Origin of the sequence: Pseudomonas sp. LAIL14HWK12:I1, assembly GCF_003202095.1 — a bacterium.
Classification (GTDB): Bacteria; Pseudomonadota; Gammaproteobacteria; order Pseudomonadales; family Pseudomonadaceae; genus Aquipseudomonas; species Aquipseudomonas monteilii.
Map to the genome: position 1 here is coordinate 635,168 of NZ_QJKG01000001.1, position 21,263 is coordinate 656,430.

The 21,263-nt window shown below is 55.1% G+C and carries 20 protein-coding genes and 1 pseudogene; 11 read left to right on the plus strand and 10 right to left on the minus strand.

The genetic code is table 11. The annotated features are described in order from the left end of the window. Positions 1 to 40: 40 nt before the first annotated feature. From D906_RS02780 to D906_RS02795, 4 genes are all read left to right on the plus strand, one after another. Positions 41 to 1,360 carry a urate hydroxylase PuuD gene (locus tag D906_RS02780; RefSeq protein ID WP_019099538.1) on the plus strand — a complete coding sequence of 440 codons (1,320 nt, stop codon included), beginning with the start codon at positions 41 to 43 and terminating at the stop codon, positions 1,358 to 1,360. Positions 1,361 to 1,518: 158 nt separating this feature from the next. Beyond that, the gene (locus D906_RS02785) at positions 1,519 to 2,874 is read left to right on the plus strand and encodes a nucleobase:cation symporter-2 family protein (RefSeq protein ID WP_016711731.1); all 1,356 of its coding nucleotides are present in this window, start codon (positions 1,519 to 1,521) and stop codon (positions 2,872 to 2,874) included. A 140-nt stretch (positions 2,875 to 3,014) separates the two neighbouring features. Then, a complete protein-coding gene (locus tag D906_RS02790) occupies positions 3,015 to 3,800 on the plus strand; it encodes an outer membrane protein OmpK (protein WP_026020506.1) in 786 nt (261 codons plus the stop codon). Between the two features lie 351 nt (positions 3,801 to 4,151). Then, complete coding sequence (locus tag D906_RS02795; protein ID WP_016711733.1) at positions 4,152 to 4,934, plus strand: outer membrane protein OmpK; 783 nt, start codon at positions 4,152 to 4,154, stop codon at positions 4,932 to 4,934. Positions 4,935 to 4,970: 36 nt separating this feature from the next. Here D906_RS02795 and D906_RS02800 read toward each other — a convergent pair. Both D906_RS02800 and D906_RS02805 read right to left on the minus strand, forming a co-directional pair. Next, a pseudogene (locus D906_RS02800) lies at positions 4,971 to 5,432 on the minus strand (DUF808 family protein); the annotation flags it as partial. A 221-nt stretch (positions 5,433 to 5,653) separates the two neighbouring features. Next, positions 5,654 to 6,577, minus strand: a complete 924-nt coding sequence (locus D906_RS02805; RefSeq protein ID WP_027615235.1) for a DUF808 domain-containing protein — start codon at positions 6,575 to 6,577, stop codon at positions 5,654 to 5,656. A gap of 254 nt (positions 6,578 to 6,831) precedes the next feature. Between D906_RS02805 and D906_RS02810 the strand changes: the two genes are divergently transcribed. Beyond that, positions 6,832 to 7,380 (plus strand): hypothetical protein, encoded by a 549-nt coding sequence (locus tag D906_RS02810; RefSeq protein ID WP_027615236.1) that lies wholly within the window; start codon positions 6,832 to 6,834, stop codon positions 7,378 to 7,380. On the opposite strand, the gene D906_RS02815 is transcribed toward D906_RS02810, so the two are convergent. Further along, positions 7,375 to 7,761, minus strand: coding sequence for a hypothetical protein (locus D906_RS02815; RefSeq protein WP_081741858.1), 387 nt, complete (start codon positions 7,759 to 7,761; stop codon positions 7,375 to 7,377). The two genes, D906_RS02810 and D906_RS02815, sit on opposite strands and share 6 nt — an antisense overlap. Positions 7,762 to 8,210: 449 nt before the next feature. Between D906_RS02815 and D906_RS02820 the strand changes: the two genes are divergently transcribed. The 3 genes from D906_RS02820 (at position 8,211) to D906_RS26965 (ending at position 11,478) form a co-directional block, all read left to right on the plus strand. Continuing rightward, a complete protein-coding gene (locus D906_RS02820; RefSeq protein WP_027615237.1) occupies positions 8,211 to 8,828 on the plus strand; it encodes a hypothetical protein in 618 nt (205 codons plus the stop codon). Positions 8,829 to 10,457: 1,629 nt separating this feature from the next. Continuing rightward, positions 10,458 to 10,874: a helix-turn-helix domain-containing protein gene (locus D906_RS02825; protein ID WP_027615238.1), complete on the plus strand. Its 417-nt coding sequence runs from the start codon at positions 10,458 to 10,460 to the stop codon at positions 10,872 to 10,874. Between the two features lie 346 nt (positions 10,875 to 11,220). Next, complete coding sequence (locus D906_RS26965) at positions 11,221 to 11,478, plus strand: HAD hydrolase-like protein (RefSeq protein ID WP_033694619.1); 258 nt, start codon at positions 11,221 to 11,223, stop codon at positions 11,476 to 11,478. 199 nt (positions 11,479 to 11,677) lie between these two features. On the opposite strand, the gene D906_RS02835 is transcribed toward D906_RS26965, so the two are convergent. From D906_RS02835 to D906_RS02850, 5 genes are all read right to left on the minus strand, one after another. Next, positions 11,678 to 13,849, minus strand: coding sequence for a hypothetical protein (locus tag D906_RS02835; RefSeq protein ID WP_050591011.1), 2,172 nt, complete (start codon positions 13,847 to 13,849; stop codon positions 11,678 to 11,680). A gap of 55 nt (positions 13,850 to 13,904) precedes the next feature. Beyond that, positions 13,905 to 14,075: a hypothetical protein gene (locus D906_RS26430; RefSeq protein ID WP_155953452.1), complete on the minus strand. Its 171-nt coding sequence runs from the start codon at positions 14,073 to 14,075 to the stop codon at positions 13,905 to 13,907. A 571-nt stretch (positions 14,076 to 14,646) separates the two neighbouring features. Then, entirely contained in the window at positions 14,647 to 15,087 is a 441-nt protein-coding gene (locus tag D906_RS02840) for a DUF6527 family protein (RefSeq protein ID WP_027615239.1), read from the minus strand. Further along, entirely contained in the window at positions 15,084 to 16,271 is a 1,188-nt protein-coding gene (locus D906_RS02845; protein WP_027615240.1) for a ThiF family adenylyltransferase, read from the minus strand. The genes D906_RS02840 and D906_RS02845 overlap by 4 nt, the downstream gene beginning before the upstream one ends. Then, entirely contained in the window at positions 16,246 to 16,995 is a 750-nt protein-coding gene (locus D906_RS02850; protein ID WP_027615241.1) for a multiubiquitin domain-containing protein, read from the minus strand. The genes D906_RS02845 and D906_RS02850 overlap by 26 nt, the downstream gene beginning before the upstream one ends. Positions 16,996 to 17,207: 212 nt before the next feature. Between D906_RS02850 and D906_RS02855 the strand changes: the two genes are divergently transcribed. The 3 genes from D906_RS02855 to D906_RS02865 all read left to right on the plus strand — a co-directional run bounded on the left by D906_RS02855 (position 17,208) and on the right by D906_RS02865 (position 19,942). Next, positions 17,208 to 17,579, plus strand: coding sequence for a helix-turn-helix transcriptional regulator (locus tag D906_RS02855; protein ID WP_027615242.1), 372 nt, complete (start codon positions 17,208 to 17,210; stop codon positions 17,577 to 17,579). 14 nt (positions 17,580 to 17,593) lie between these two features. Beyond that, the gene (locus D906_RS02860) at positions 17,594 to 18,460 is read left to right on the plus strand and encodes an ImmA/IrrE family metallo-endopeptidase (RefSeq protein ID WP_027615243.1); all 867 of its coding nucleotides are present in this window, start codon (positions 17,594 to 17,596) and stop codon (positions 18,458 to 18,460) included. Between the two features lie 699 nt (positions 18,461 to 19,159). After that, positions 19,160 to 19,942, plus strand: coding sequence for an HNH endonuclease (locus D906_RS02865; protein WP_050591013.1), 783 nt, complete (start codon positions 19,160 to 19,162; stop codon positions 19,940 to 19,942). Positions 19,943 to 20,329: 387 nt separating this feature from the next. On the opposite strand, the gene D906_RS02870 is transcribed toward D906_RS02865, so the two are convergent. Beyond that, positions 20,330 to 20,923: a DUF4326 domain-containing protein gene (locus tag D906_RS02870; protein WP_050591014.1), complete on the minus strand. Its 594-nt coding sequence runs from the start codon at positions 20,921 to 20,923 to the stop codon at positions 20,330 to 20,332. Next, on the minus strand, positions 20,920 to 21,114 hold the full coding sequence (locus D906_RS02875) for a DUF488 family protein (protein ID WP_081741859.1): 195 nt from the start codon (positions 21,112 to 21,114) through the stop codon (positions 20,920 to 20,922). Before D906_RS02875 ends, D906_RS02870 begins: the two co-directional genes overlap by 4 nt. Positions 21,115 to 21,263 lie beyond the last annotated feature (149 nt).

Genomic DNA, 21,263 nt, shown 5'->3' on the forward strand with positions numbered 1-21,263 from the left:
GGTCGGTCATCGTTCACGGTGATCGGCAGAGGTACATACTGTGGAAGCACACCTTCACGAATGGCTGAACCTGAGCATTCGCTGGGTTCACATGATCACCGGTGTCGCCTGGATCGGTGCATCGTTCTACTTCGTCTGGCTGGAGAACCACCTGAACCGAAGCAACCCGCGCGATGGGTTGTCGGGTGATCTCTGGGCGATTCACGGCGGTGGTATCTACCACCTGGAGAAATACAAGCTCGCACCCCCGAAAATGCCCGAGAACCTGCACTGGTTCAAATGGGAAGCCTACTTCACCTGGATGTCCGGTATCGCCCTGCTGTGCGTGGTGTTCTACTGGAACCCGACCCTGTACCTGCTGGCCCCTGGCAGCACCCTGAGCGGTGCCGAAGGCGTGGCCATCGGGATCGGCTCACTGATCGCCGGCTGGTTCATCTACGACTTCCTGTGCGACTCGCCCCTGGGCAAGAAGCCAGCGCTGCTCGGTGCTGTACTGTTCGTGCTGATCATCGCCGCGTGCTGGGGCTTCAGCCTGGTGTTCAGCGGCCGTGGTGCGTACCTGCACACCGGCGCGATCATCGGCACCATCATGGTGGGTAACGTGTTCCGCATCATCATGCCGGCCCAGCGCCAGCTGGTGGCGGCGATCGAGAACAACCAGACGCCCGACCCGGTATTGCCGGCCAAGGGCCTGCTGCGTTCGCGTCACAACAACTACTTCACCCTGCCGGTGCTGTTCATCATGATCAGCAACCACTTCCCGAGCACCTACGGTAGCCAGTACAACTGGCTGATCCTGGCCGGCATTGCAGTAGCCGCGGTTCTGATCCGCCACTACTTCAACACCCGCCACGACAGCAACAAGTACGCCTGGACCCTGCCGGTCGGCGCCCTGGCAATGATCTGCCTGGCCTACGTCACCGGCCCTAAGCCGATGGCTGTTTCGCCTGAGCAAGCCGCAGCGAAAGTCGAGTACCAGCCATTGCCGGCTACTGCCGTAGGCGGCAAGACCGCCGCCGAACTGCGTGCCGAGGAAGCGGCCAAGCCTGCCGAAGCACCGGCTGAAGCACCTGCCCAGGCGACTGCCCAGGCTGGCGGCGACAGCTTCGACAAGATCCACAACGTCATCCAGGAACGCTGCACCGTGTGCCACTCGTCCAAGCCGACCAGCCCACTGTTCAGCGCCGCCCCTGCCGGTGTGATGTTCGACACCCCGCAGCAGATCCAGGCACAGGCCGCGCGCATCCAGGCGCAAGCGGTCGCCAGCCAGATCATGCCGCTGGGCAACATCACCCAGATGACCACCGAAGAGCGCAAGCTCGTCGGTGACTGGATCGCCAAAGGTGCCCCGGTCAACTGATCGAAGCCGCAAGCTTCAAGCCTCAAGCTGTAAGTCGTAGGTAACAAGCAAGCATCGAGCGTCAGGCTCCAACGCGGATCAACAAGCTTCTACGTGAAGCTTGCCGCCTGGAGCCTGCCGCTTGGATCCGAGAATAAAAACAAAACTCGAGGTGCTGCATGTCCGAGTCACGCAAGGCGTACATCCCCATTGCGCCGCCGCGCGAGCCCTTGCCCCTGTTCCAACTGATCCTGGTTGGCCTGCAACACGTTCTGCTGATGTACGGTGGCGCCATCGCCGTGCCGCTGATCATCGGCCAGGCCGCCGGGTTGTCCCGTGAAGAAGTCGCTTTCCTGATCAACGCCGACCTGCTGGTCGCTGGCGTCGCCACCATCATCCAGTCGTTCGGTATCGGCCCGGTGGGCATCCGCATGCCGGTGATGATGGGGGCCAGCTTCGCTGCCGTCGGCAGCATGGTGGCCATGGCCGGCATGCCCGGCGTGGGCCTGCAGGGGATCTTCGGCGCGACCATCGCTGCCGGGTTCTTCGGCATGCTGATCGCGCCGTTCATGTCCAAGGTCGTGCGCTTCTTCCCGCCGCTGGTCACCGGTACGGTGATAACCTCGATTGGCCTGTCGCTGTTCCCGGTGGCGGTCAACTGGGCCGGTGGCGGCCATGAAGCAGAAACCTTCGGCTCGCCGATCTACCTGCTGGTAGCTGGCCTGGTGCTGGCGGTCATCCTGCTGATCAACCGCTTCATGCGTGGGTTCTGGGTCAACGTGTCGGTACTGGTGGGCATGGGCCTTGGCTACATCCTGGCCGGTTCCATCGGCATGGTCGACTTGTCGGGCCTGAAAGACGCACCGTGGTTGCAGGTGGTCACCCCACTGCACTTCGGCATGCCGACCTTCAGCCTGGCGCCGATCCTGTCCATGTGCCTGGTGGTGGTGATCATCTTCGTCGAGTCCACGGGCATGTTCCTGGCCCTGGGCAAGGTGACCGATCGCGAAGTCACCCCAGGGATGCTGCGGCGCGGCCTGCTGTGCGATGCCGGTGCATCGTTCATCGCCGGCTTCTTCAACACCTTCACCCACTCATCGTTCGCCCAGAACATCGGCCTGGTGCAAATGACCGGGGTGCGCTGCCGCTTTGTCACCATCGTGGCCGGTGCACTGCTGATTGTGCTCAGCCTGCTGCCGAAGGCGGCCTTCCTGATTGCCTCGATCCCGCCTGCGGTGCTGGGCGGCGCCTCCATTGCCATGTTCGGCATGGTGACCGCCACCGGGATCAAGATTCTTCAGGAAGCGGACATCGGCGACCGCCGCAACCAGCTGCTGGTGGCGGTGAGCGTCGGCTTCGGGCTGATCCCCGTGGTGCGTCCGGAGTTCTTCGCCCAGATGCCACAGTGGATGGAACCCATCACCCACAGTGGTATCGCCATGGCCACGGTCAGTGCCCTGGTGTTGAACGTACTGTTCAACATCCTCGGTGGCGCCGAACGCGCGGTGCACAACGACGCTTGTCACCAGCATTGAGCCAGACGGGGCGGCGCATGGCCGCCCCGCATTCATATAAGCAGTAAACGCAACACCGTCGGCCCGCCGGAATGGGCCGCCCGGGGCGCCTGCGCGCCAAAAAAACCGCCAACAAAAACAATAAGTCCGGGAATCACAACATGAAGCGCATCACCACGTCCCTGCTGCTGGGCAGCAGCCTGCTGGCCACCGTCCCCTCGCATGCAGGCGAATGGCTGCAATGGCATGGCGAAAGCCTGACCTACCTGTACGGCAAGGACTTCAAGGTCAACCCTGATATCCAGCAGACCATCACCTTCGAGCACGCCAACAAATGGAAGTACGGCGACACCTTCATGTTCGTCGACAAAATCTTCTACAACGGCAAAGCCGACGCCAGTAAAGGCGTGACCACCTACTACGGCGAGTTCAGCCCACGCCTGTCATTCGGCAAGATCTTTGACAAGAAGCTGGCTTTCGGCCCGATCAAGGACGTTCTGCTGGCCATGACCTACGAGCGCGGCGAAGGCGACAACGAGGCCTACCTGATCGGCCCTGGTTTCGACCTGAACATCCCCGGCTTCAACTATTTCACCCTGAATTTCTACGTGCGCAACACCGAGGGCAGCCGCCCGGGTGACAACGTCTGGCAGATCACCCCCGGCTGGTCGTACACCCTCCCCGTGGGCAGGTCCGACATTCTGATCGACGGCTACATGGACTGGGTCACCGACAACGACCAGACCCGCCGTGGCACCTACCACGCCAACCTGCACTTCAACCCGCAGGTGAAGTACGACCTGGGCAAAGCGCTGAACCTGGGCGCCAAGCAGCTGTACGTGGGCTTTGAGTACAGCTACTGGAAGGACAAGTACGGCATCGACAGCCGCGGCAACCTGGACAGCAACCAGAGTGTCGCCAGTGCGCTGATCAAAGTGCACTTCTAGAAAACTGACCAAACGCACAAGTTTGTACCACCCCGCTCCAGGACGGAGCACTTGAGACGCGGCGCGCAAGCCAGTAATCTGCGCGCCCCCTCGATCAGGGCAGAACGGATTCTGCCTGCGTTTACTGACCGCTCAGTCAATGAATACGGGCGGTTGGCCAACGTGTTGCCAGCCTGAAAGACCCTTTTCATCCGTTCAGAACGAAGTCGAGCAGGAAGGTTTTGCCAACCCAGGAAAGTTGGCCCAACCCTTGCCAAACAGCTGTGGCCTATCGAAAAAAGCTGACTCAAAAGACAAAAAGCGCCAATAACGAGCGCTGACAACAGATCAATCAAGGGAGCGACACTTTCAATGCGTACCATCAACAGCCTGATCCTCGCCGGCGGCCTGCTGGCCTGTGGCACCACCTTCGGCGGCGACCTGCTGCAATGGCAGAACAACAGCCTGACCTACCTGTGGGGCAAGAACTTCAAGGTCAACCCGGCGATCCAGCAAACCGTCACCTTCGAGCATGCCGATGGTTGGAAGTACGGCGACAACTTCATCTTCGTTGACAAGATTTTCTACCAGGGCCAGAAGGACGCCGGCAACGGCCCGAATACCTATTACGGTGAGATCAGCCCACGCCTGTCGTTCAACAAGATTTTTGACCAGAAGCTGGAGTTCGGCCCGGTCAAGGACGTGCTGCTGGCCATGACCTACGAGTTTGGCGAGGGTGACACCGAGTCGTACCTGATCGGCCCGGGCTTCGACCTGGCCATCCCGGGCTTCGACTACTTCCAGCTGAACTTCTACAACCGCACCACCGACGGCAGCCGCGCCGGCGACAATGTGTGGCAGATCACCCCGGTGTGGTCGTACACCATCCCGGTCGGCGATTCCGACGTGCTGATCGACGGCTTCATGGACTGGGTGGTGGACAACGACGAGAACCGTCGCGGCACCTACCAGGCCAACCTGCACTTCAACCCGCAGATCAAGTACGACCTGGGCAAGGCATTGCACCTGGGTGAGAAGCAGTTGTACGTGGGTGTGGAGTACGACTACTGGAAGAACAAGTACGGCATCAAGGACAGCGATGCGTTCACCACTGACCAGAACACCATGAGTTTCCTGGTCAAGGTTCACTTCTGATTTGAGTCAGGGGCCGCTCTGCGGCCCAATGCAATGTTATGTGGCAGGCCGAACCGCCCGCCACAATTTGCCGACAACCGCTACCACCGCCAGCACCACGGCACCGGCCACCACCCCGGCCACACCGTTGAGCAGCGCCCCGGTCAGCGACCCACCGCGCCCCTCGCTGAACGCCTCGATGGTGTGATGCAGGGGCGCGATGCCATGCACCAGAATGCCACCGCCCACCAGAAACATCGCCGCCGTGCCAATCACCGACAGGCTCTTCATCATGTACGGCGCCGCCCGCAGAATGCCGTTACCCACCACCTGCACAAGCCGCGAGGTCTTCCGGGTCATCCACAGCCCCAGGTCATCCAGCTTGACGATACCGCCTACCAGCCCGTAAACGCCGATGGTCATGACAATGGCAATGCCCGACAGCACGATGATCTGCTGGGTCAGCGGCGCATCGGCCACGGTGCCCAGGGTGATGGCGATGATCTCCGCCGAGAGAATTTTTTAACCACCACCTTTTTGCACAATGCGGTGAACCACTTGGCCTATACGCGCTAAGTAGGCTTGTGCATCACCTGTTTCTGCACAACACAAGCTCGCTCTATCGTGAACGAACCACCCGAGAGGCTGAAGGAAAGCCCCCACCAGCGCCACCGCTACCGCTACCGCTACCGGTAGATTTCCAATAAATTGACGGAGGTGCTATCCAACGGCCTGAGGCATCAATTCTTCTTGGTTACATTCACAACCCGCGAAATTGTCCCCATCGCAGTTGCGGTGATCATCCCAGCTAAAGCTCCAACGACACCATAGGCTCCCATCTTAGCAACAGCCACCCAGCCTCCAAGCGAGATCACAGTAGTTTCAATAAGCTGCTCAATTGGATGAATGCCCTCAGCCACAAAGGTGCCACCAACCAGGAACATTGCGACGGTTCCAATCCACGACAACGCCTTCATAAGAACTGGAGCTGACGCTACCAACACGCCGCCAATTTTTCTCAGAAACGTTCCAAGGCCGCCTTCAGACTTAGATTTGAGCAAAGCGAGGCCGGCATCATCTAGCCTGACAATCCCTGCAACCAGACCATAAACACCAACAGTCATAGCTACTGAAATAACAATTAACGTTACGACCTGCTGAAACAACGGAGCAGACGATACAACATTCAAAGTTATAATCGTAATTTCCGCACTCAATATGAAATCCGTCCGAACAGCCCCCTTAATTTTGCGTTTTTCGTAGGCGGACAATTCCTCCTTAGTTTTAGGCGCAGACTTGGCATCACCCGTACTAGACACATGACTGCCTCGAAACAGCTTCTCCTTGATGGCCTCGAATCCCTCATAGCACAGGTAGATACCTCCCGCCATTAGAAGCCACTTTACTGACCAAGGTAGAAACGCACTAAGCAACAGAGCACAGGGTACTAAAATCGCCTTATTAACAAGCGAGCCTTTAAACACTGCCCAGATCACCGGGAGTTCGCGATCTGCTTTCATACCAGTAACTTGCTCAGCATTTACCGCCAAGTCATCACTCAGTACGCTGGCAGACTTTTTAGCCGCCACCTTACTCATCAAAGAGATGTCATCAAGCAGTGCCGCGATATCATCCAACAAAGCGAAAAAGCTGCTGCCAGCCATATTATTTAATCCTTAATAAATTACGACGCTCTCATTATCCTAAGGCACCTTAGTCCCAAGCATTACTACAGACCATGCACCATTGGTGACAAGATCTCATAGAGACCCGCAGTTAGCAAAACAGTTCTGACCATCTCCTTGGGCTCATGACTTCTATCGCTGCGTGTCGCACCTTCAGCTATGCGTCCGAAACCCTAGCGGGGCGGATGATCAGGTGATAGCCTGCGTGCAGCATGCCTATGACGGACGCATCCATGTTTTTGAAATTAATAGCTGACTGGCTTTTCCCTGACAAGAGACCCCAACGAGAGAAGGATCAGGAGCGAGACTTCATTGAAGCAGTCAATAGCCTCAAGACCTTGTCGGTGAACGAACATGGCGGAATGTCCATCGACCCTGAAGAAGTTCGCGATGTCGTCATCGCCTCTCGCGAAAATTATAGGCACCTACTCAACACTCCGTACCGAGAGAACAGCACTCCCCCAGAGGTTGAAAAAGATAACATTAGTGCTCTGCAGCAAAGCCATACCCATGACCACTCAGATAGCTATGACTTCATCCAACAGTTAGCTTGGCGCCGCCTACCAAGCGGCTCATCAGTGCAGTATGTATACCTACAATCACTCACTACCGGAAAATATGCCGTGGCATGTGCCCACCTTTTCAGCGGTGATTTTGAGAATCTGCCGCCCTGGCTGAGTGTCGACATAGGTAAGCAAGTCTCCAGCGTGCTGGAGGACTTAAACCTGACGTGGCATGGAAACATTAAGGATGCGATGGACGCCTGGGATAGAGACCTATGACGTAGTTCTGTGGGCATCTAATAACCGCATTTCGGCATCCCACTCGTATAGAAACTTGTTCCAACCCTCTGCGTAGAACCCTTCTACAAAACGTGTAGACCCAATGCTTGCTTGTATAAAACGTTCTCGCCAAGGCTCTGGAATTTCACGCTCTCGAACGATTTCTTTTCCAGAAGAGTGATGGCTGATGGGAACGCGGCAGCGCACCTCTTCCAGGGTCAACGGAGTGTCCTGATTGTAGTCGCCACTCTCCTCGATAGAAATGTTGTCGAGGATCGCCAGTAATGTAACTGCCTCAGGACTGCCAAGCTCAAGGGAGGCTAGTCTCCAAAGCGCCTTGCGCCTTGATATTTCTCGATAGCGTAGTTTTTCTTGATCCATTTTACTGACCTCCGGACTCCTGGCAAAACGCTAGTTCGGGTCATTGCGTGCCGCTTACGCGGACGGCTGTCATAAACCAAGCCCCGCGTTGCGGGTCTCGGCCCTGCGGGTATCCATCCTCACACCTGGCGCGCTCCGCTTGCAAGAAAATTTGTGGCGACCATTACTCAAAGCTCGGCGCTAGAAAACACCTTGCTAACTGAGAGGCCCACCACTGAGTAGCGCAATGACTCAGAGCCTAACCAAACTTAAAGGGATGCCATTCGCATACCCTTTATATGTGCTGGACAACCTCCGCTTTCATCATGCTAGGATTATCCCATCGGTCAGCCTGGATCGAGCGGTCGGCACGCATAGGTAATTCACAGGTCAATCACCTGCATTGTGCAGCTCATCTGACATAAGTCATTGCGGACAGCCGACACCGTTTCGAACCATGGAGGATGACCATGCAAATTTCCCTGTTTGCTGCTGATTTTGAGTCTGGCAAAGGTATTTTACGCTTAGCCAGATGCCTGCAACGCGACTGGCCAGGCCAGAAAAAACTCAAGCTCTCCGCTGCCCAAAACCTGATGAGCCAGTGCCTTGGCTACGTAGACCTTCATGACGCCCGCAAGAGCATCGATAAAGATGAACTTCAATTTGCATCACTAGAGGAAGTCAAAGCGCAAAGCCTTCGCGTCATTAACGCTATACTCAACAACACTTGCCCCGGTCAAAATATCGACTATGCGGCGCTGAATGGTCAGATCGAAAAATGGCATTTCAAGAATCTTGAAATTTACCAGCTATTTGGCGCACCACCTTCCGCCGAAGTAAGCAAGAAACTTATGCTGAACAAGGCCCTTGAGCTCATTGGCTCTCACAAGAATGACTATCACAGTGTTTTATCTCGAGTCCAGAAAGCATTTGGACATAACCCTGTTGAAACATCACAGCATTACATGAAGCACGCTATTGGGTATCGTCGGAAAAACTTTAGCCCTGATCGAGTCGAAATCCCTATCGAATTTGGTGAATGTCTGACCTGTGGAAATAGCACCATAAGCTCACCTCAGAAATCGTAGTAGCTCGGGTAAACAACAGGTGTTTTGGCGGAGCGTCTAGCGTATGTGCTGAGCTTACGGATAGGGAGGTAGGAGGTCTTGGCGAATGGTGGTGGCTGATCACCAATTCCAGTCTTTGCCGTGGCCGAGGGGAACGGCTATCGTAAACCGAGCCACTTCAGGTCTCGGCCCGATGGCCTTCCATCCTCCCACCTTCGCCATCCTAGCTCCGTGCTCCGCCTTCCGGTTGCGGGCATTTCGAGATGTTGATGCCTATCACTACTCTTCCAGCCGCCAAGTAACGAGCGCTTGGGATAATCACTCGAGCTCCAGTCGTATGACCGCCTAGAAACGGTAGTTGTAACGTACTTTTTGGAATGTAACAGCGACGACGTTACATTCCAAAAAACGCGTTACATACGCTAGGTTCACGAGAGGGATGATCATGACCTTGCGTTGTTTCCGGAGGCTCACCTACCAAGCTGTGAGCTGGTGTACTCTCAAAAAAACGGCAGATCGTCGCTACTCATAATGATCCCATTTGGGGACATTAACCCATCAACCCGCTATTAATGTTCCATTTTGGGAACATTACGCGAGACGTTGCGTCTTTGCTCAAACGCGGCAGAGCTTTGCAGAAAGCTTGCCGGCAAGCAGACTAGAAATTTGGTGGTCGACTGTATCTATGGGGGGTTGAATGGAGCTGGTCATGAGCAAGAGCCAAGCTCGGCGCCGGTGGCGTAGGATCATGAAGCTCGTCCAGCAAGGCGAGACCTTTGTGATTACCAGGCTAGGCAAGCCATTATGCAAAGTTTGTCCACCTGATTAAGCATCGGAGTACATTTGTACTCCCTTGGAGAACGGGTCGCCCAAGCCTTTTCAGTAGCGACGACCTAGTCAAGGTTGGTACGAAGTCGTTTTACCGATAGGGTTGCTGTGTATGTGTCTGGCACCAACGCCTCAACCCTGAGGAAAAGAACTCTTTACTGGCACGCCGAAAGCCCGCCCGGAAGAGCCAGAGACCCCGAGCAGTACCCTGAACCGCCTAAATGGCGGTTTTTCTACCTGCCGCTAGCTGCTTTCATCTGGTACCGCAGCGGGAAGCTTCCATGTTGGTCGAGCGTGCCCCATAGGCTGACCGATTCCAGATGCATTTACAGAACACTGCTACCGAAGCAATGCCGCCCCCCCCCCCCCGCAGTTCCTCCACCCGCTTCCACTTCATGGTCATTCCACTCAAGTTGGGAGAGGCAGAGAGGTGTCAATGACGATCACCCTGTGCTTTTCAGTACCAGGATCTTCAGGTTCCCCAGGAAACCAGCTCAGCGACTCGTAGCCCATAATCCGCCCTTCACGCACGACGTCTTGGTAACACGCCACAGCGTCTTCCAGTGCGGAGCAATCAGATCGCGGTACCAAAACGGGTAGGTCAGGGTCGTACTTGCACAGTTCTTCGATCAACTCGCCCACGTTCACCTATTTGTCCTCGAATAGCGGCCTATTGAAGGCCCATGCCGGCGTTCATCATGTATACGCTTGAGAGTGCTCGCTTTCCAGCCGTGGTAGGCTTGGTTAGTACATAGCCTCCTATCGAACAACCGCCAGGAAATGGACGATGCTCATTGGTTGCCAACCTGCTGAGAATGCAGCATGACGCTCAAAACCTCGTTCGCTAGCGTTCTCCGCGCCCTGCGTAGCAAACGCAATATCACTCAACGAGATTTTGCCGACACCACCAGCCGCACATACCTTTCAAAGCTTGAGCTGGGTAAGTCGAGCATTACCCTGGACAAGCTCGAGCAAGTGAGTGAGCGGTTGGGGCTCAGTCCTCTGACGCTGCTGACGCTCACGTTGAGTGAAGACTCCGGACAGCCCGCAAAGGACTTGATCTCGAAGCTGAGCACAGAGCTTGCAGATCTGCAGCGAGATGGCGGTCTAGCAGGTCTGAAAATTTCGGTGAATGTCGCAGAGGACGCTCGTGCTCCAGCGGCTCAACGAACATCCCGAGCCGCCAGGAGAGCTGTAGTGCCGACCTCGTTGCAAGCCGAGTTGGCTTTCGTAGACTGAGCAGCGGCTTCGTCAGCTTCTACAGGGTGCTGCTCAGTACCTTCTCCAGCCTCGCGCCCTGCTGTTCTCAAAATCGCCGGCCTTACAGACCACTCGTACCTTGGTAAGCGTTTCGAAGCACTCTGACACCCGCATCGTGCGGTCAGCTCTGTGCTCAGCAGATCAATTCCACCTGGCTGAATCTAGCTGACGATATCGCTAGCACGCAGCAACTGTTTAATGCCCTACACGGGTTGAGTTTGCTGTCCGGGGAGCGGCGCTCTGCCAAACTACAAGAGCTGCAGGAACGGTACGCTGGCACACCTACGGGCGAACTGCTCATTCGGCTCTTCGACTCTGCTTCGTAATGAACGGGGCCTTCAGCTTTGAAGTCGGCGCTGCTAAACCCGATGCTCGTATCTACAAGGCCCTACTGGAGATGATTGACGCCAAGCCGAGGCGATCTGTCGGAGTAACTGCGCCTGAGGTTTGGATGGTAGGTGACTCAGCCCGATGTGATCAAGACGGTGCGCGAGCAGTTGGCATTGAGGGGCATTACTTAGATCGCACGGGCGCCTCGGCCATCCAGAGCCTGGGGCAGTTCGCAGGGCTCGTGCTGGATTAATCACGACGTAGCAACGAGTCTAAAGCCCAACCTGATTCTCTAAGCGGGCAACGCACATGGGCCGCGTGAGCTGGATGACAGCAATCCTTTGAAGCCCCTTGTCTACCGATGCGTGACTCGTGTTGGAAAGCACTGGGGCTTGAGCAGCACCTACTAGCTACGAGAAGGTGCTACCTGAGACTCACCCATCCAGATTTTTCTAAGGAGCAGTGTTTGTATCGTCCTCCACGGACGTTTCCGCAGGTATGGCGGCTCGTGGACGCTTCCCTCCAAGAACGAACTTTTCCGTCGGGAAGATGGACGAAATTTTCCGGATCGCGTTCTCTAGGTAGACATCAGGCGTGCTGTAGTCACGACTGTATCGACCGGATTCCGAGTTCACGTACCAAGTGTGCTTTGTGCCATCAAACTCACACCACATCTCACCCGCAATCCGTGCTGGCTGGAGGCCAGTCATGCTTGGATGGCCGAGCACCACTGGATGCGTGATGTCCTCAGCCACGTAGAAAATTCCGTCTTTGCCGATTGCCCAGATGAGGTTCCGGTACCTGTCCTTCGATATCGCACTGAAGAGTGTCCGAAGCCGTTTTTCGGATGGGTCGTAGAAGCTCTTCGTCGTCCGGTTCTTACCTTCGCCAGTGTCTGAGACCTCGTCATCCTTCAGGTAGTTCGGTGCCCGGAGCCCCCCGTACTTCTTCTGCAGATTGCCAGCGTAGTCATCTGCACGCCGCTTCAGGCTTTTCAGGAATGCATTGTAGAAATGTGGCTGCTCCGGTGGATCCAGCTTGGCCATGATTTCGTTGAAGGCACCCAGTGTGAGCCGGCCATAGATCAGGTCAAAGATGAAAACGCCAGAGATCGCATTGCCTGATGGAATGTCAGTAGCATCAAGCAGTATCCGGAAGGTCTTATGATCCCCCCACAGGAAATCGATCTGCCACTGCCACCGAGCGATGTGGCTGGTCAGAAACTTAATTTTGTCCTGCTCCCACCTTTCCACGGTTTTCTCGTTCACTTCGAGCTTGTAGTCACCCTTCACCAGCGAGTTGCCTAGCTGGCTCGTGGCATCGAACGCTATAACCCCTTGGCGGGCTTCCGATACAGTGACCAAGCGGATGGTGTGGCCAGTAGGTTGGTTTTCGATACCCAGCACCCGGCTGAGAGTGCTCATCCACCTATCGACTTCGACGTTGATCCGTTGAGCGGTTTTGTAGGCATAGGTGTATGCCAAGCGAGCCTTCTTGGGGGCCAGCGCAATGGAGACCTCTGGCAACAGAAACTCATGAGCCTTTTTCTCCCAAACGCCGTTGTCGCTGCGCCTGGAAATCGCAATCACCCATTTGTCAGCCATCCCGGGTGGCGTGTCCCTGCCGAGAAGCTTTTTAAGGGTGATGATCTGCGCACGGGCATACGGGCCCAGACGGTCATCGTGCATATAGATTGACCGAACCCCATCCCGGAAGTCATACCCCAGCAGCGTAATCGCATGACCGCCACGGGCCTCGATATCCCACTTTTTGTCAGGGGTACGATTAATGCCGTAAACCATACCTGTGAGGATGACAGGTAAGTTGCTGTCGACATGCGCAGCGACGTAGTCAGCGAACCAATCCGAAGACCGATCTCTTAGCTGAGTTGCGTGGTACCGAAGCCCTTCATCATCGAGTGCACGCTGGATCTGTTCATTGCTTAGCTCATGGTTGGGGAAGCCGTTGCCAGAGCTATCCTCAAGGTCAAGTGCAGTCATGGTGATCTGGCTGCAGGAAGTGACGCTTCTGACATCTCGCCCAGGGAAACCGTGTAGCGCCGTCCACACGGCGGTGGTCGCGCAAGCCGCAACGACCTTGTCTTGCTCTTGGAAAGCAATCGAGTCGACATAGAGGTCAATGCCGAACAGGCTTACGTCATAGCGACGAGCGATTTTTTTCCGTACTCCCGCACCCAGGTTGGGTTCGCCGACGACACGAAGGCACGTCTTGCCCACGAAGGTCTTGGTCAACGGCTTGATCACCATGAAGCCCAGGTAGTTTTCCTGAAGAAACTCGGCAGTCAACGTTGCGCCGGGCCGACCCAAGAGGAGATCGTCCATGTCCTTGTGGCTGATGCGGCACTTAAAGAAATGGAGGCGCGAGCAGATGTAGCCGTCGTTGCCAAAGCGCTTGACGTAGTAGTTCGAGAAGTCCTCCAAGAACTCACGGTCAATGTACTCGGGCTCCAGGAGAACACCTTCAGCCCCCAGCTCCTTTAGATATTTCAGCAGGTACGAAACCTGAGGCTTGGAGTAGATGTCCGCGAAATCGGCATCGAAGCTCTCACGGATCAAGGCACTCAACGTTGCCTTTTCGAATTTGGAAACGAGGTATGGAGTCATTGTTATCGCGCAAAAAAAAGCAGCCTAGAAGGCTGCTTTCTTGAAAAGGTTAGACTTAGAGGCTGCAGGTACGGCCCAGCAGTTCGCGGTTCATCTGCTGAGCAGCGAAATCTTCAGCTGCACGGCGGTTGAATTCTTCCGAACGGACGCGGGCAGCCTTAAGTCGCTCTTCGCGATTGGCTCCCATACGCTTACGCGTTTCCTCGAACAGACGCTCCAGGCCCATACTTTCCTTCCCCAAGTCGGTATTTTTCACTGTATCTACAGCCTCTCTCCAATGCGCGACCACTGGACTGCGACGTGGTGCTCGGCGCTTGCGGCGGCGGCGCGGATTATCGAATCCGCTCAGCTAGCTCACAAGCACTACCTTTTGACAGCCGACCAGCGGCATTTTCGACTGTAGAACAGACCGAGCAGAAGCTCCAAGGTTCACGAAAAAACAGTCTCAAAATCTGTCGAACGGTAGCTTGGCCACCACGCATGCATCACATGGAAGCCTGGCCTGCGCTCGCCTGCTGGGGGAGTTGCAGCTCTAAAACCTCCGCGCACGAAGGTGCCTCAGCAGCGCGTTTTTCATTGGATGAGCCGAGTATGGCACATGGCAATCATACACTTAAAGTGTAAATTCCACTTTTTTAAGCACCAGAATGGTGCGCCATTTGGAGAGATCTGAGGCACGCTGCAGCGGATTTTAAGCTCCCGCGCTCACTCAGGCAGCAAGGACTGGAGGGGATGATGGGCCCAAAATCTCCTTTGCGGGCCCTCTTCCTTTATAGGTAAGCCGGTGGTCGACGGGGTCAGAACCCGAGCCACTTCTTCAGCTTGCTGATCAGCGACGGCGCCTCGACTGGCTGCTGAGATGGCACAGACCGAGGAGCCAGATCGTCTACTGGACTGGAGGACTGGCGCCGTGCTTTCGCTTCGGCATCACGCTTGCGCCCGGCATTGATCGCTTCCTGGGACATGTCACCGGCCCACTCGATGCGGCCCGACCGTACCCAGTAATGCGAGCGACACTTGAACGTCCAGTTGCCAATGGAAGGCTTGAGCGACACCGTTTCGCCATCGAATGACATCTGCCAGTCGGTTGGCGAGAACGGCGTGATCACCTTGTTGCCGCAACCACAGGCACACAGGTGCGCTGCAGTTGCGAATTCCATTGCCAGGTATAGCTCACCGGGCTCCAGCTTCTGCGGGAAGCTCTCAACAAACTGAGGTGTGAGGCTCTTGATGGTCATGGGCGCTCCTCGCTGTTGCCCATCTCGTTAATGTTGGTCGAGTAGGTGAAGTGATCGGCCTGGACTTGGTCAACGTAAAACCCACAGAGCCGCTTCCAGGTGCCAATAGCCAGTACCGCATTGAGTGCATTCAGGTCAGCGATCTGAATGTTGGAGCGATAGGCATCCTCTGCGGAGTTCTCAGTGAGCGGCATGGTGCGCTCGGCGTGATCATAATGTTCTGGCGTGAGGGTCGTGACACGGCACATCCCCCAGACCTGTTGTGTATCGCCGACGAGGTGAACCCCCATACCGACATCAAGCAGCGAGGTTTTCGTACCACGTAGCGCCTTCACCACCAGATCGCGCACCGTCGCGTTATCGACACTGAGGAACACGTAGTCGAAGGCGGCCAGCTCAGCGACATTCTCGGCAGTGATCATGCACGCGTGGGCGGTGATGTTGCGGTGCATCTCCTCGTACTTCTCTTTGAGGTAGTTGACCTTCTTCATCCCCCGCTGCAGGTCGGTAAAGGAAACAGCCCCAGGGTAACGAAACGCGTTGTGCTGCTGAAGTACGTCGCCATCGAACAGATGGATCTCCGCAACAGGCGTTTTAGCAACCTGATCCAGGATGTAGGCGCCGGTACCGCCGAGCCCCACCACCGCTACTTTCAATCCCTTGAACCTCTCGGTAGGCGCTCCGATGCCAGCGCGAGCTGATGCCGTATCGGTGTAGGCGAAAACCGTTTCCTCTGCATCTGAGCGGAACGGTGCAAAGGTCTTGGCAGTGACATCCTTATCAATGGCCTGAGCCTGGCCACTCAGAATCGAAACGTAGATCGAGACCTTTTCGTAGTAATCGGCATAGTTGCCAGACTTGGGTTTGGCCGAAAAGTAGTGGTTCACGAGCAAGTCAGACAGCAGCTGATTCGGATTGCTGTTGTTGATGATTTGCTCGAGGGGACGCCCTTGCGAATCGCAAGGGAGGTCACCGATGAAGTGTGCCGTATGGTCGCTCGGACTGACCGCCACATCAGCGGTCAGATTGAGCGCCATGACCAGCACGCCTTTGCACACCTGGCGCTGGGCATTTACGTAGGGCACATCCCGAACCAAGAGGTAACCGTCCTTGGTGTCGAGGTTGTACCCTTCGTTGCGCAAGCGCAGGAGGTGAGGACTACGACTTATCAGTTGGTGTGACATTGAAGTGCATCCCCTTCTTGATACGGACGTGTTGGCCATCGACCAAGTTGGTCGCGGAGTTGCCTTCGTGGCCCTTCGCAAAGGTAACGGTGAAGTGGGCGTTCGGGTCTGGCAAAGCTTCTGGGTAGGCCAGCCGTACTACTTCCCAGTAGGTGAGGTTGCGCGAGTGGACGAACACCGGCTGCGTGTTTACAAAGACCTTGATGTTGATCTCCACCGCAGCGAACTTCTCGACACCTGGGCGAGCCAGGTCGAACAGGTCGCGGTCTTCGATCAGCTCATCGTCATCCCCCGGGATGACCAGGAAAATGTCGTACTTCTGAGCATCTACGCCGGCCAGTTTCTTCAGGGTGCGACCAGAGATGCGTTGAGCCCCCCAGTCCTGCGCCTGACCATCGATGAAGAAACGGAAGGTGCGGTCGCTTTTGAATGCCAGGAACTTCTCAATGCCAGCCTGGCGCAGGTCGGTCGTCTCACTGGGGCTGAGCAGCTCCAGGTGCCCATTGGTGAGAAGCTGGAACAGCAGGTATTCGTCAACCGGGCGGAGCTCAGCAGCCTCCAGTACCTGCTGCCCAGTTGGAACAGGGTCAGCGATCACCAATGGCCGGTACTCCAGCGCATCGTTGCCGAGCTGGATTTTGTACGGACCGTGATCACGCACATCGCGGCCCGCCAAGACGGCGGCAGCCACGTCCTCAACCTCAAAATCGTTCAACTGACTCATGGGAGAATCCTCTTATGTGAACCAAATGAGCTGTTGCCTACGCAGACAACACCACCGTCCTTAAAAAACGACCCAAGGGTCGTTGTCCGGCCAGACAACAGTGGACTTCAAAAAAAAGCCGCTTATCATGGATCATGAATCGCGAGCTGTTGTCTGGCTAGGCAACAGACTACTCCCGCCCGTTTGGGCAATGCAAGAGGTTGGAGAAAAAAATGGATTTGGCTGGGTTCATCGCAACCATGCGTGAACGAAAAGAGCTGAGTTTCCGTGACTTGGAGAAACGTGCTGGCGATCTGGATCACGCGTACATCTGGAGATTGGAGAAAGGAGATCGAGCAGCTCCATCAGAGGACGTTGTCATACGGCTGAGCCATGCGCTTGAGCTGGATGACCGCGAAGGTGAGGTTTTCAAGCTGCTGGCCAAGTCGGTCGCAGTTGAGGATTCCCTGTACCACCTGATGGTCTCTCGGCTCGACATCCCATGGGAAGATTTTGAAGACGTAGCGACGATGAGCTTCAGAGGTGAACGTCCGAACACCGAAGAGGCTTGGCTTAAGCGGATCCAACTCATCCAGCAAATGTAACGACGAGGGGTTTCATGGACGAAAACGTTGTCATCTCACGAGCTAGAAAACTACTGAAAGACGCTGGCATCAACACGGCACCCGTTGATGTCGAGGCGCTTGCGCTTCACTTGGGCTTCAAGGTCTCACGTGTGGAGCTTGAGGAGGGTGAAGCAGGTAACACCTTCGAAAGGCGTGGACAGAAGCACATCTGCGTCAACGAAAAGGACAGCCCGGTTCGACAGCGTTTCACGATCCTTCATGAGATCGCACACCATGTCCTTGAGCTCCCGTCCAAACACGGCGAGAAAGTGCCTGGTGATGAGCTAGAGCGCTTCACAGGGCGTCATCCGGAAGAGGTTTCGTGTGACCTCTTCGCTTCCGAGTGCTTGGTTCCCTGGGCAATGATCCAGCCATTAACCGAGGAGCGAGACTTTTCCTTGGACAGCCTTGCCGATCTGGCTGATCACTTCCAGGCCTCCCGCTCCTGCATCGCATCCAAGTTCGCACAGGCCTCTGAAGGCCATCTGGCTTTCGTTGTAGCTGAAGATGGCGTGGTCAAATATTCGATTGGCTCGAAGGCCCTGCGAGATGCCAGGGTGTGGATCACTAAGGGGATTCCGCTCCCCCAGAACTCTGCAGCAGCCAAAGCGCACAAGGCAGGCATCAGCGGCGTTCATGAGGCAGATATCGAGGGGATTGATTGGAGCACCAGTGATGATGCCCGGCGCTTCGCCTGCTACGAACAAGCTACCTACCACGCTCCTACCAGGCAGACTCAGTCAATCCTAACCTTCGAAGAGATGGATCCTCGCCCTGTGTCGAACAGCTATCGTGCGAGAAATGATGACGATGATCTTCTGGAAGAACTAGATGGGCGGCCAGGTTGGTCTAAGTATTGATATCGGAGTGGCTATAACCTAAACAGTGTTCCTTCGGGCTGGCTAGGATACTGCTTTAATTTTCAGCACCCAACGTTTAATAGAGGATCTGATATCATCTGGTAGCCAGGTACCTGCTCTACACCCTGCCTATGGTTTAGCCGCATGACGCTTAAGTCATCGCTCGCAAATGTACTGAAGGCTGTCCGCGCCATACGTGATGCAGACCTCAAAGGACTTCATATTCACAACGAGCCGCACTTACCTACCGAGGCTTGAACTGGGAAAATCAAGCACCGCCCCGGGCAATCTCGACCAGATTAATTGGCACCTCAATCTAAGCCCCTCCCCTGCCCCCTCTTATGCTGACGCTGAGCTAGGAAATAGCTGCACCTGCATCTAAATCGCTTTCAAAGTTAGTGGCAGAGATTGCAGATTTGCAGCGAGATGATGTCCCACAAAATCTCTGCCCCCTGCATCATCCAGTAAAAAGCAAGGACTGCCACGAAAAGCAGGAAGAGGTAACAAAACTAACTGTACCTTTCTCGACTGACGTTGCACCTGATCGGCCTAATAAACCTGAATGCACGGTATTCTGTGCCGTGAACCCCTTAACATTTGTCTTCACGAAACCATTCTGCCATCATTCAATCCCTTGAAGCGGGCTTACCACTCTAGCCCAGACGGTTTCTAATCCAGATTTATCACGAGGCATAAAAATTGGCATTCTCTCGTCCCCATTCGGAAGAATCATTAGGTGCAGCAGACGCAATACGCCGCCGGATATCCGGAACATATAGTGAATATTACGGCCCCGACCTTCTTGACTTTGAACAGGCCATAGCCGTTGACGAGGACTTCTTCAAGATCGCCTTCAAGCCAGCCAAATGGACGCTTCTTCACCGTTTCACCTCACACTACTTGTGGGAGGAGTGGAACTACCTCCGCAAAAAAGCGGGCGAAGAATACATAACAGCAGCGCACAAGCTACTTGACCACTACAAAATAAATGCTATTTATCTACATGACTACAACACCCCCGGACACAGAGACTATATCTTAGCTCAACTAAGCCCCGCTCTCGACATTATATCCCACGAAGTTTTCTGCATTTTATTCAACGACAAAGAGCTTATGCGAATATTTGGGGAAAGGACTGCTAGTGCATTTGCGAACGTCACTGCCTCCCAGCACCCGAACTACTTGCACAGCACCGGAAGAATGAAACGCTCAAACTACTGGCCCGCTTGGTTAAAGGAAGCTCTATTTTATCGCGAGAATGGGCGATGCGCGAAGTGCTCAACCAACCTCACTGGTGTATTCGATCCTTCGCAAAAATTTCAAATAGACCACATTATACCTATAAGCAACGGCGGAACAACCGACCCCACAAACCTCCAAATACTTTGCGAGAAGTGCAACAAGGAAAAAAGCAATTTAAGCAATGCAGCCGGCGAATACATTTACGTGCCCTGGGAGTTTCACCCTCCTCACCTGCTATAAATCGACGCACTGCCGCCCAACTTTATCAGATGAGCTGCTCCAAAAAATCCAACACCGCATCGCTTAAAAAATTTTCAAAACGTATCGCAGAATTTATATTTCATCTAGCCTTACGCACACATTAACTGTTAATACTGAGAGAGAGATGAATTACCCCCTTAGTTTAATTACTTCTAGCGAATGAACTGCGGGGGTCGACTGGTGCCTATGAGAAAGCTCTGAAATCCCAAGCACACGTGTCAGTCTCTCTGGATCATCACTGGGACTTCAGCACACCGGACGAGACGGTTCCATGGCAGGCAACCGCTTCTGAGCTAAGTTGCTCGAAAGCTCAGCCGGATCATCTAGTAGTCTGCTCTGTCTTAGTAGGCAACGTTTGCATGAATTCTATAGACCATCGTCCTGAGCGTTCAGGTGTGCCGCCAGCACATCTCCATGGCATGCAGCAGGCTTGCAGTGGCATGCGATAACCTTGCCCCTGATGATGCCTAGGTTATGCTCGAGGTTTTCAGATGCCTTTAGAAAGCCGCGACCGAAGTCATAGGCAAATTTGCGAATGACCTCGTCGCGATCACCATCCTGGCCCATCTGGTAGGGGTTGCCCCAGATAGTGCCTCGACCGATGTAGACGTCGTAGATGTCTCCTCGATCCTTGTTCACCACCAGGGTGAGCTGAAGCGGGACTACACGAGTCGGAATCGTGGCCTGGCCCAAAGCACCTCTCAACTCAGCAAAGCACTCGCGATCCTCAAAGAGAATCGCGTGCGTAGCTTTTTCGACGGCGCCGGCCTGGTCATCTACTAGCTCGAAAGGGAGGCCCTGCTCTTCCGCATAGGCGCTCACATATCCGTTGGGATCAGCCATGGCGATCAGCTGAATCTCAGGGGATTGGCTGGTGTAGAACTGCACCTTCCTCTGCAGCTTCGAGTAGCAGAGGAATTCCTTCGGGTAGGCGATGAGGATGGTCTTGTTATCACTCATACGAGATGCTTGACGTCGATGGACTCGTCGCTCCAATGCTCTTTCAGGTACTCGGTAACAAGCCGACGATGGCACTTATGAGGTTGATGCTCACTGCAGAGCAGGCAGCCACCTTCCATGAGATCCCGGCGCACATGCTTCTCGATGTTGCGCTTCACCCCCTCGCTACTGAGCGCGATGAAGCTCAACATCCCAAGGAGATGTACGACCTAAACAAAATACCTGAATGCGTGAAAACGAAGTCTCCATCTGCTACTAAAGCATACATCCAGTTGCAATTAAAGGCATTGTGCCACCATTCCCATCAAGCTACGCTCGCAAGGCCAGACAAGAATTCGGC

What these genes read in the sequence shown, in the direction of transcription:
- D906_RS02805 (WP_027615235.1), bottom strand. Translation starts at nt 6,577, where the DNA reads ATGGCTGGCAGCAGCTTTTTCGCTTTGTTGGATGATATCGCGGCACTG.
- D906_RS02835 (WP_050591011.1), bottom strand. Translation starts at nt 13,849, where the DNA reads ATGACTCCATACCTCGTTTCCAAATTCGAAAAGGCAACGTTGAGTGCC.
- D906_RS02790 (WP_026020506.1), top strand. Translation starts at nt 3,015, where the DNA reads ATGAAGCGCATCACCACGTCCCTGCTGCTGGGCAGCAGCCTGCTGGCC.
- D906_RS02845 (WP_027615240.1), bottom strand. Translation starts at nt 16,271, where the DNA reads ATGTCACACCAACTGATAAGTCGTAGTCCTCACCTCCTGCGCTTGCGC.
- D906_RS02870 (WP_050591014.1), bottom strand. Translation starts at nt 20,923, where the DNA reads ATGAGTGATAACAAGACCATCCTCATCGCCTACCCGAAGGAATTCCTC.
- D906_RS02785 (WP_016711731.1), top strand. Translation starts at nt 1,519, where the DNA reads ATGTCCGAGTCACGCAAGGCGTACATCCCCATTGCGCCGCCGCGCGAG.
- D906_RS02840 (WP_027615239.1), bottom strand. Translation starts at nt 15,087, where the DNA reads ATGACCATCAAGAGCCTCACACCTCAGTTTGTTGAGAGCTTCCCGCAG.
- D906_RS02795 (WP_016711733.1), top strand. Translation starts at nt 4,152, where the DNA reads ATGCGTACCATCAACAGCCTGATCCTCGCCGGCGGCCTGCTGGCCTGT.
- D906_RS02855 (WP_027615242.1), top strand. Translation starts at nt 17,208, where the DNA reads ATGGATTTGGCTGGGTTCATCGCAACCATGCGTGAACGAAAAGAGCTG.
- D906_RS02815 (WP_081741858.1), bottom strand. Translation starts at nt 7,761, where the DNA reads ATGGATCAAGAAAAACTACGCTATCGAGAAATATCAAGGCGCAAGGCG.
- D906_RS02820 (WP_027615237.1), top strand. Translation starts at nt 8,211, where the DNA reads ATGCAAATTTCCCTGTTTGCTGCTGATTTTGAGTCTGGCAAAGGTATT.
- D906_RS02810 (WP_027615236.1), top strand. Translation starts at nt 6,832, where the DNA reads ATGTTTTTGAAATTAATAGCTGACTGGCTTTTCCCTGACAAGAGACCC.
- D906_RS02825 (WP_027615238.1), top strand. Translation starts at nt 10,458, where the DNA reads ATGACGCTCAAAACCTCGTTCGCTAGCGTTCTCCGCGCCCTGCGTAGC.
- D906_RS02875 (WP_081741859.1), bottom strand. Translation starts at nt 21,114, where the DNA reads ATGTTGAGCTTCATCGCGCTCAGTAGCGAGGGGGTGAAGCGCAACATC.
- D906_RS02860 (WP_027615243.1), top strand. Translation starts at nt 17,594, where the DNA reads ATGGACGAAAACGTTGTCATCTCACGAGCTAGAAAACTACTGAAAGAC.
- D906_RS02850 (WP_027615241.1), bottom strand. Translation starts at nt 16,995, where the DNA reads ATGAGTCAGTTGAACGATTTTGAGGTTGAGGACGTGGCTGCCGCCGTC.
- D906_RS26430 (WP_155953452.1), bottom strand. Translation starts at nt 14,075, where the DNA reads ATGGGCCTGGAGCGTCTGTTCGAGGAAACGCGTAAGCGTATGGGAGCC.
- D906_RS26965 (WP_033694619.1), top strand. Translation starts at nt 11,221, where the DNA reads ATGAACGGGGCCTTCAGCTTTGAAGTCGGCGCTGCTAAACCCGATGCT.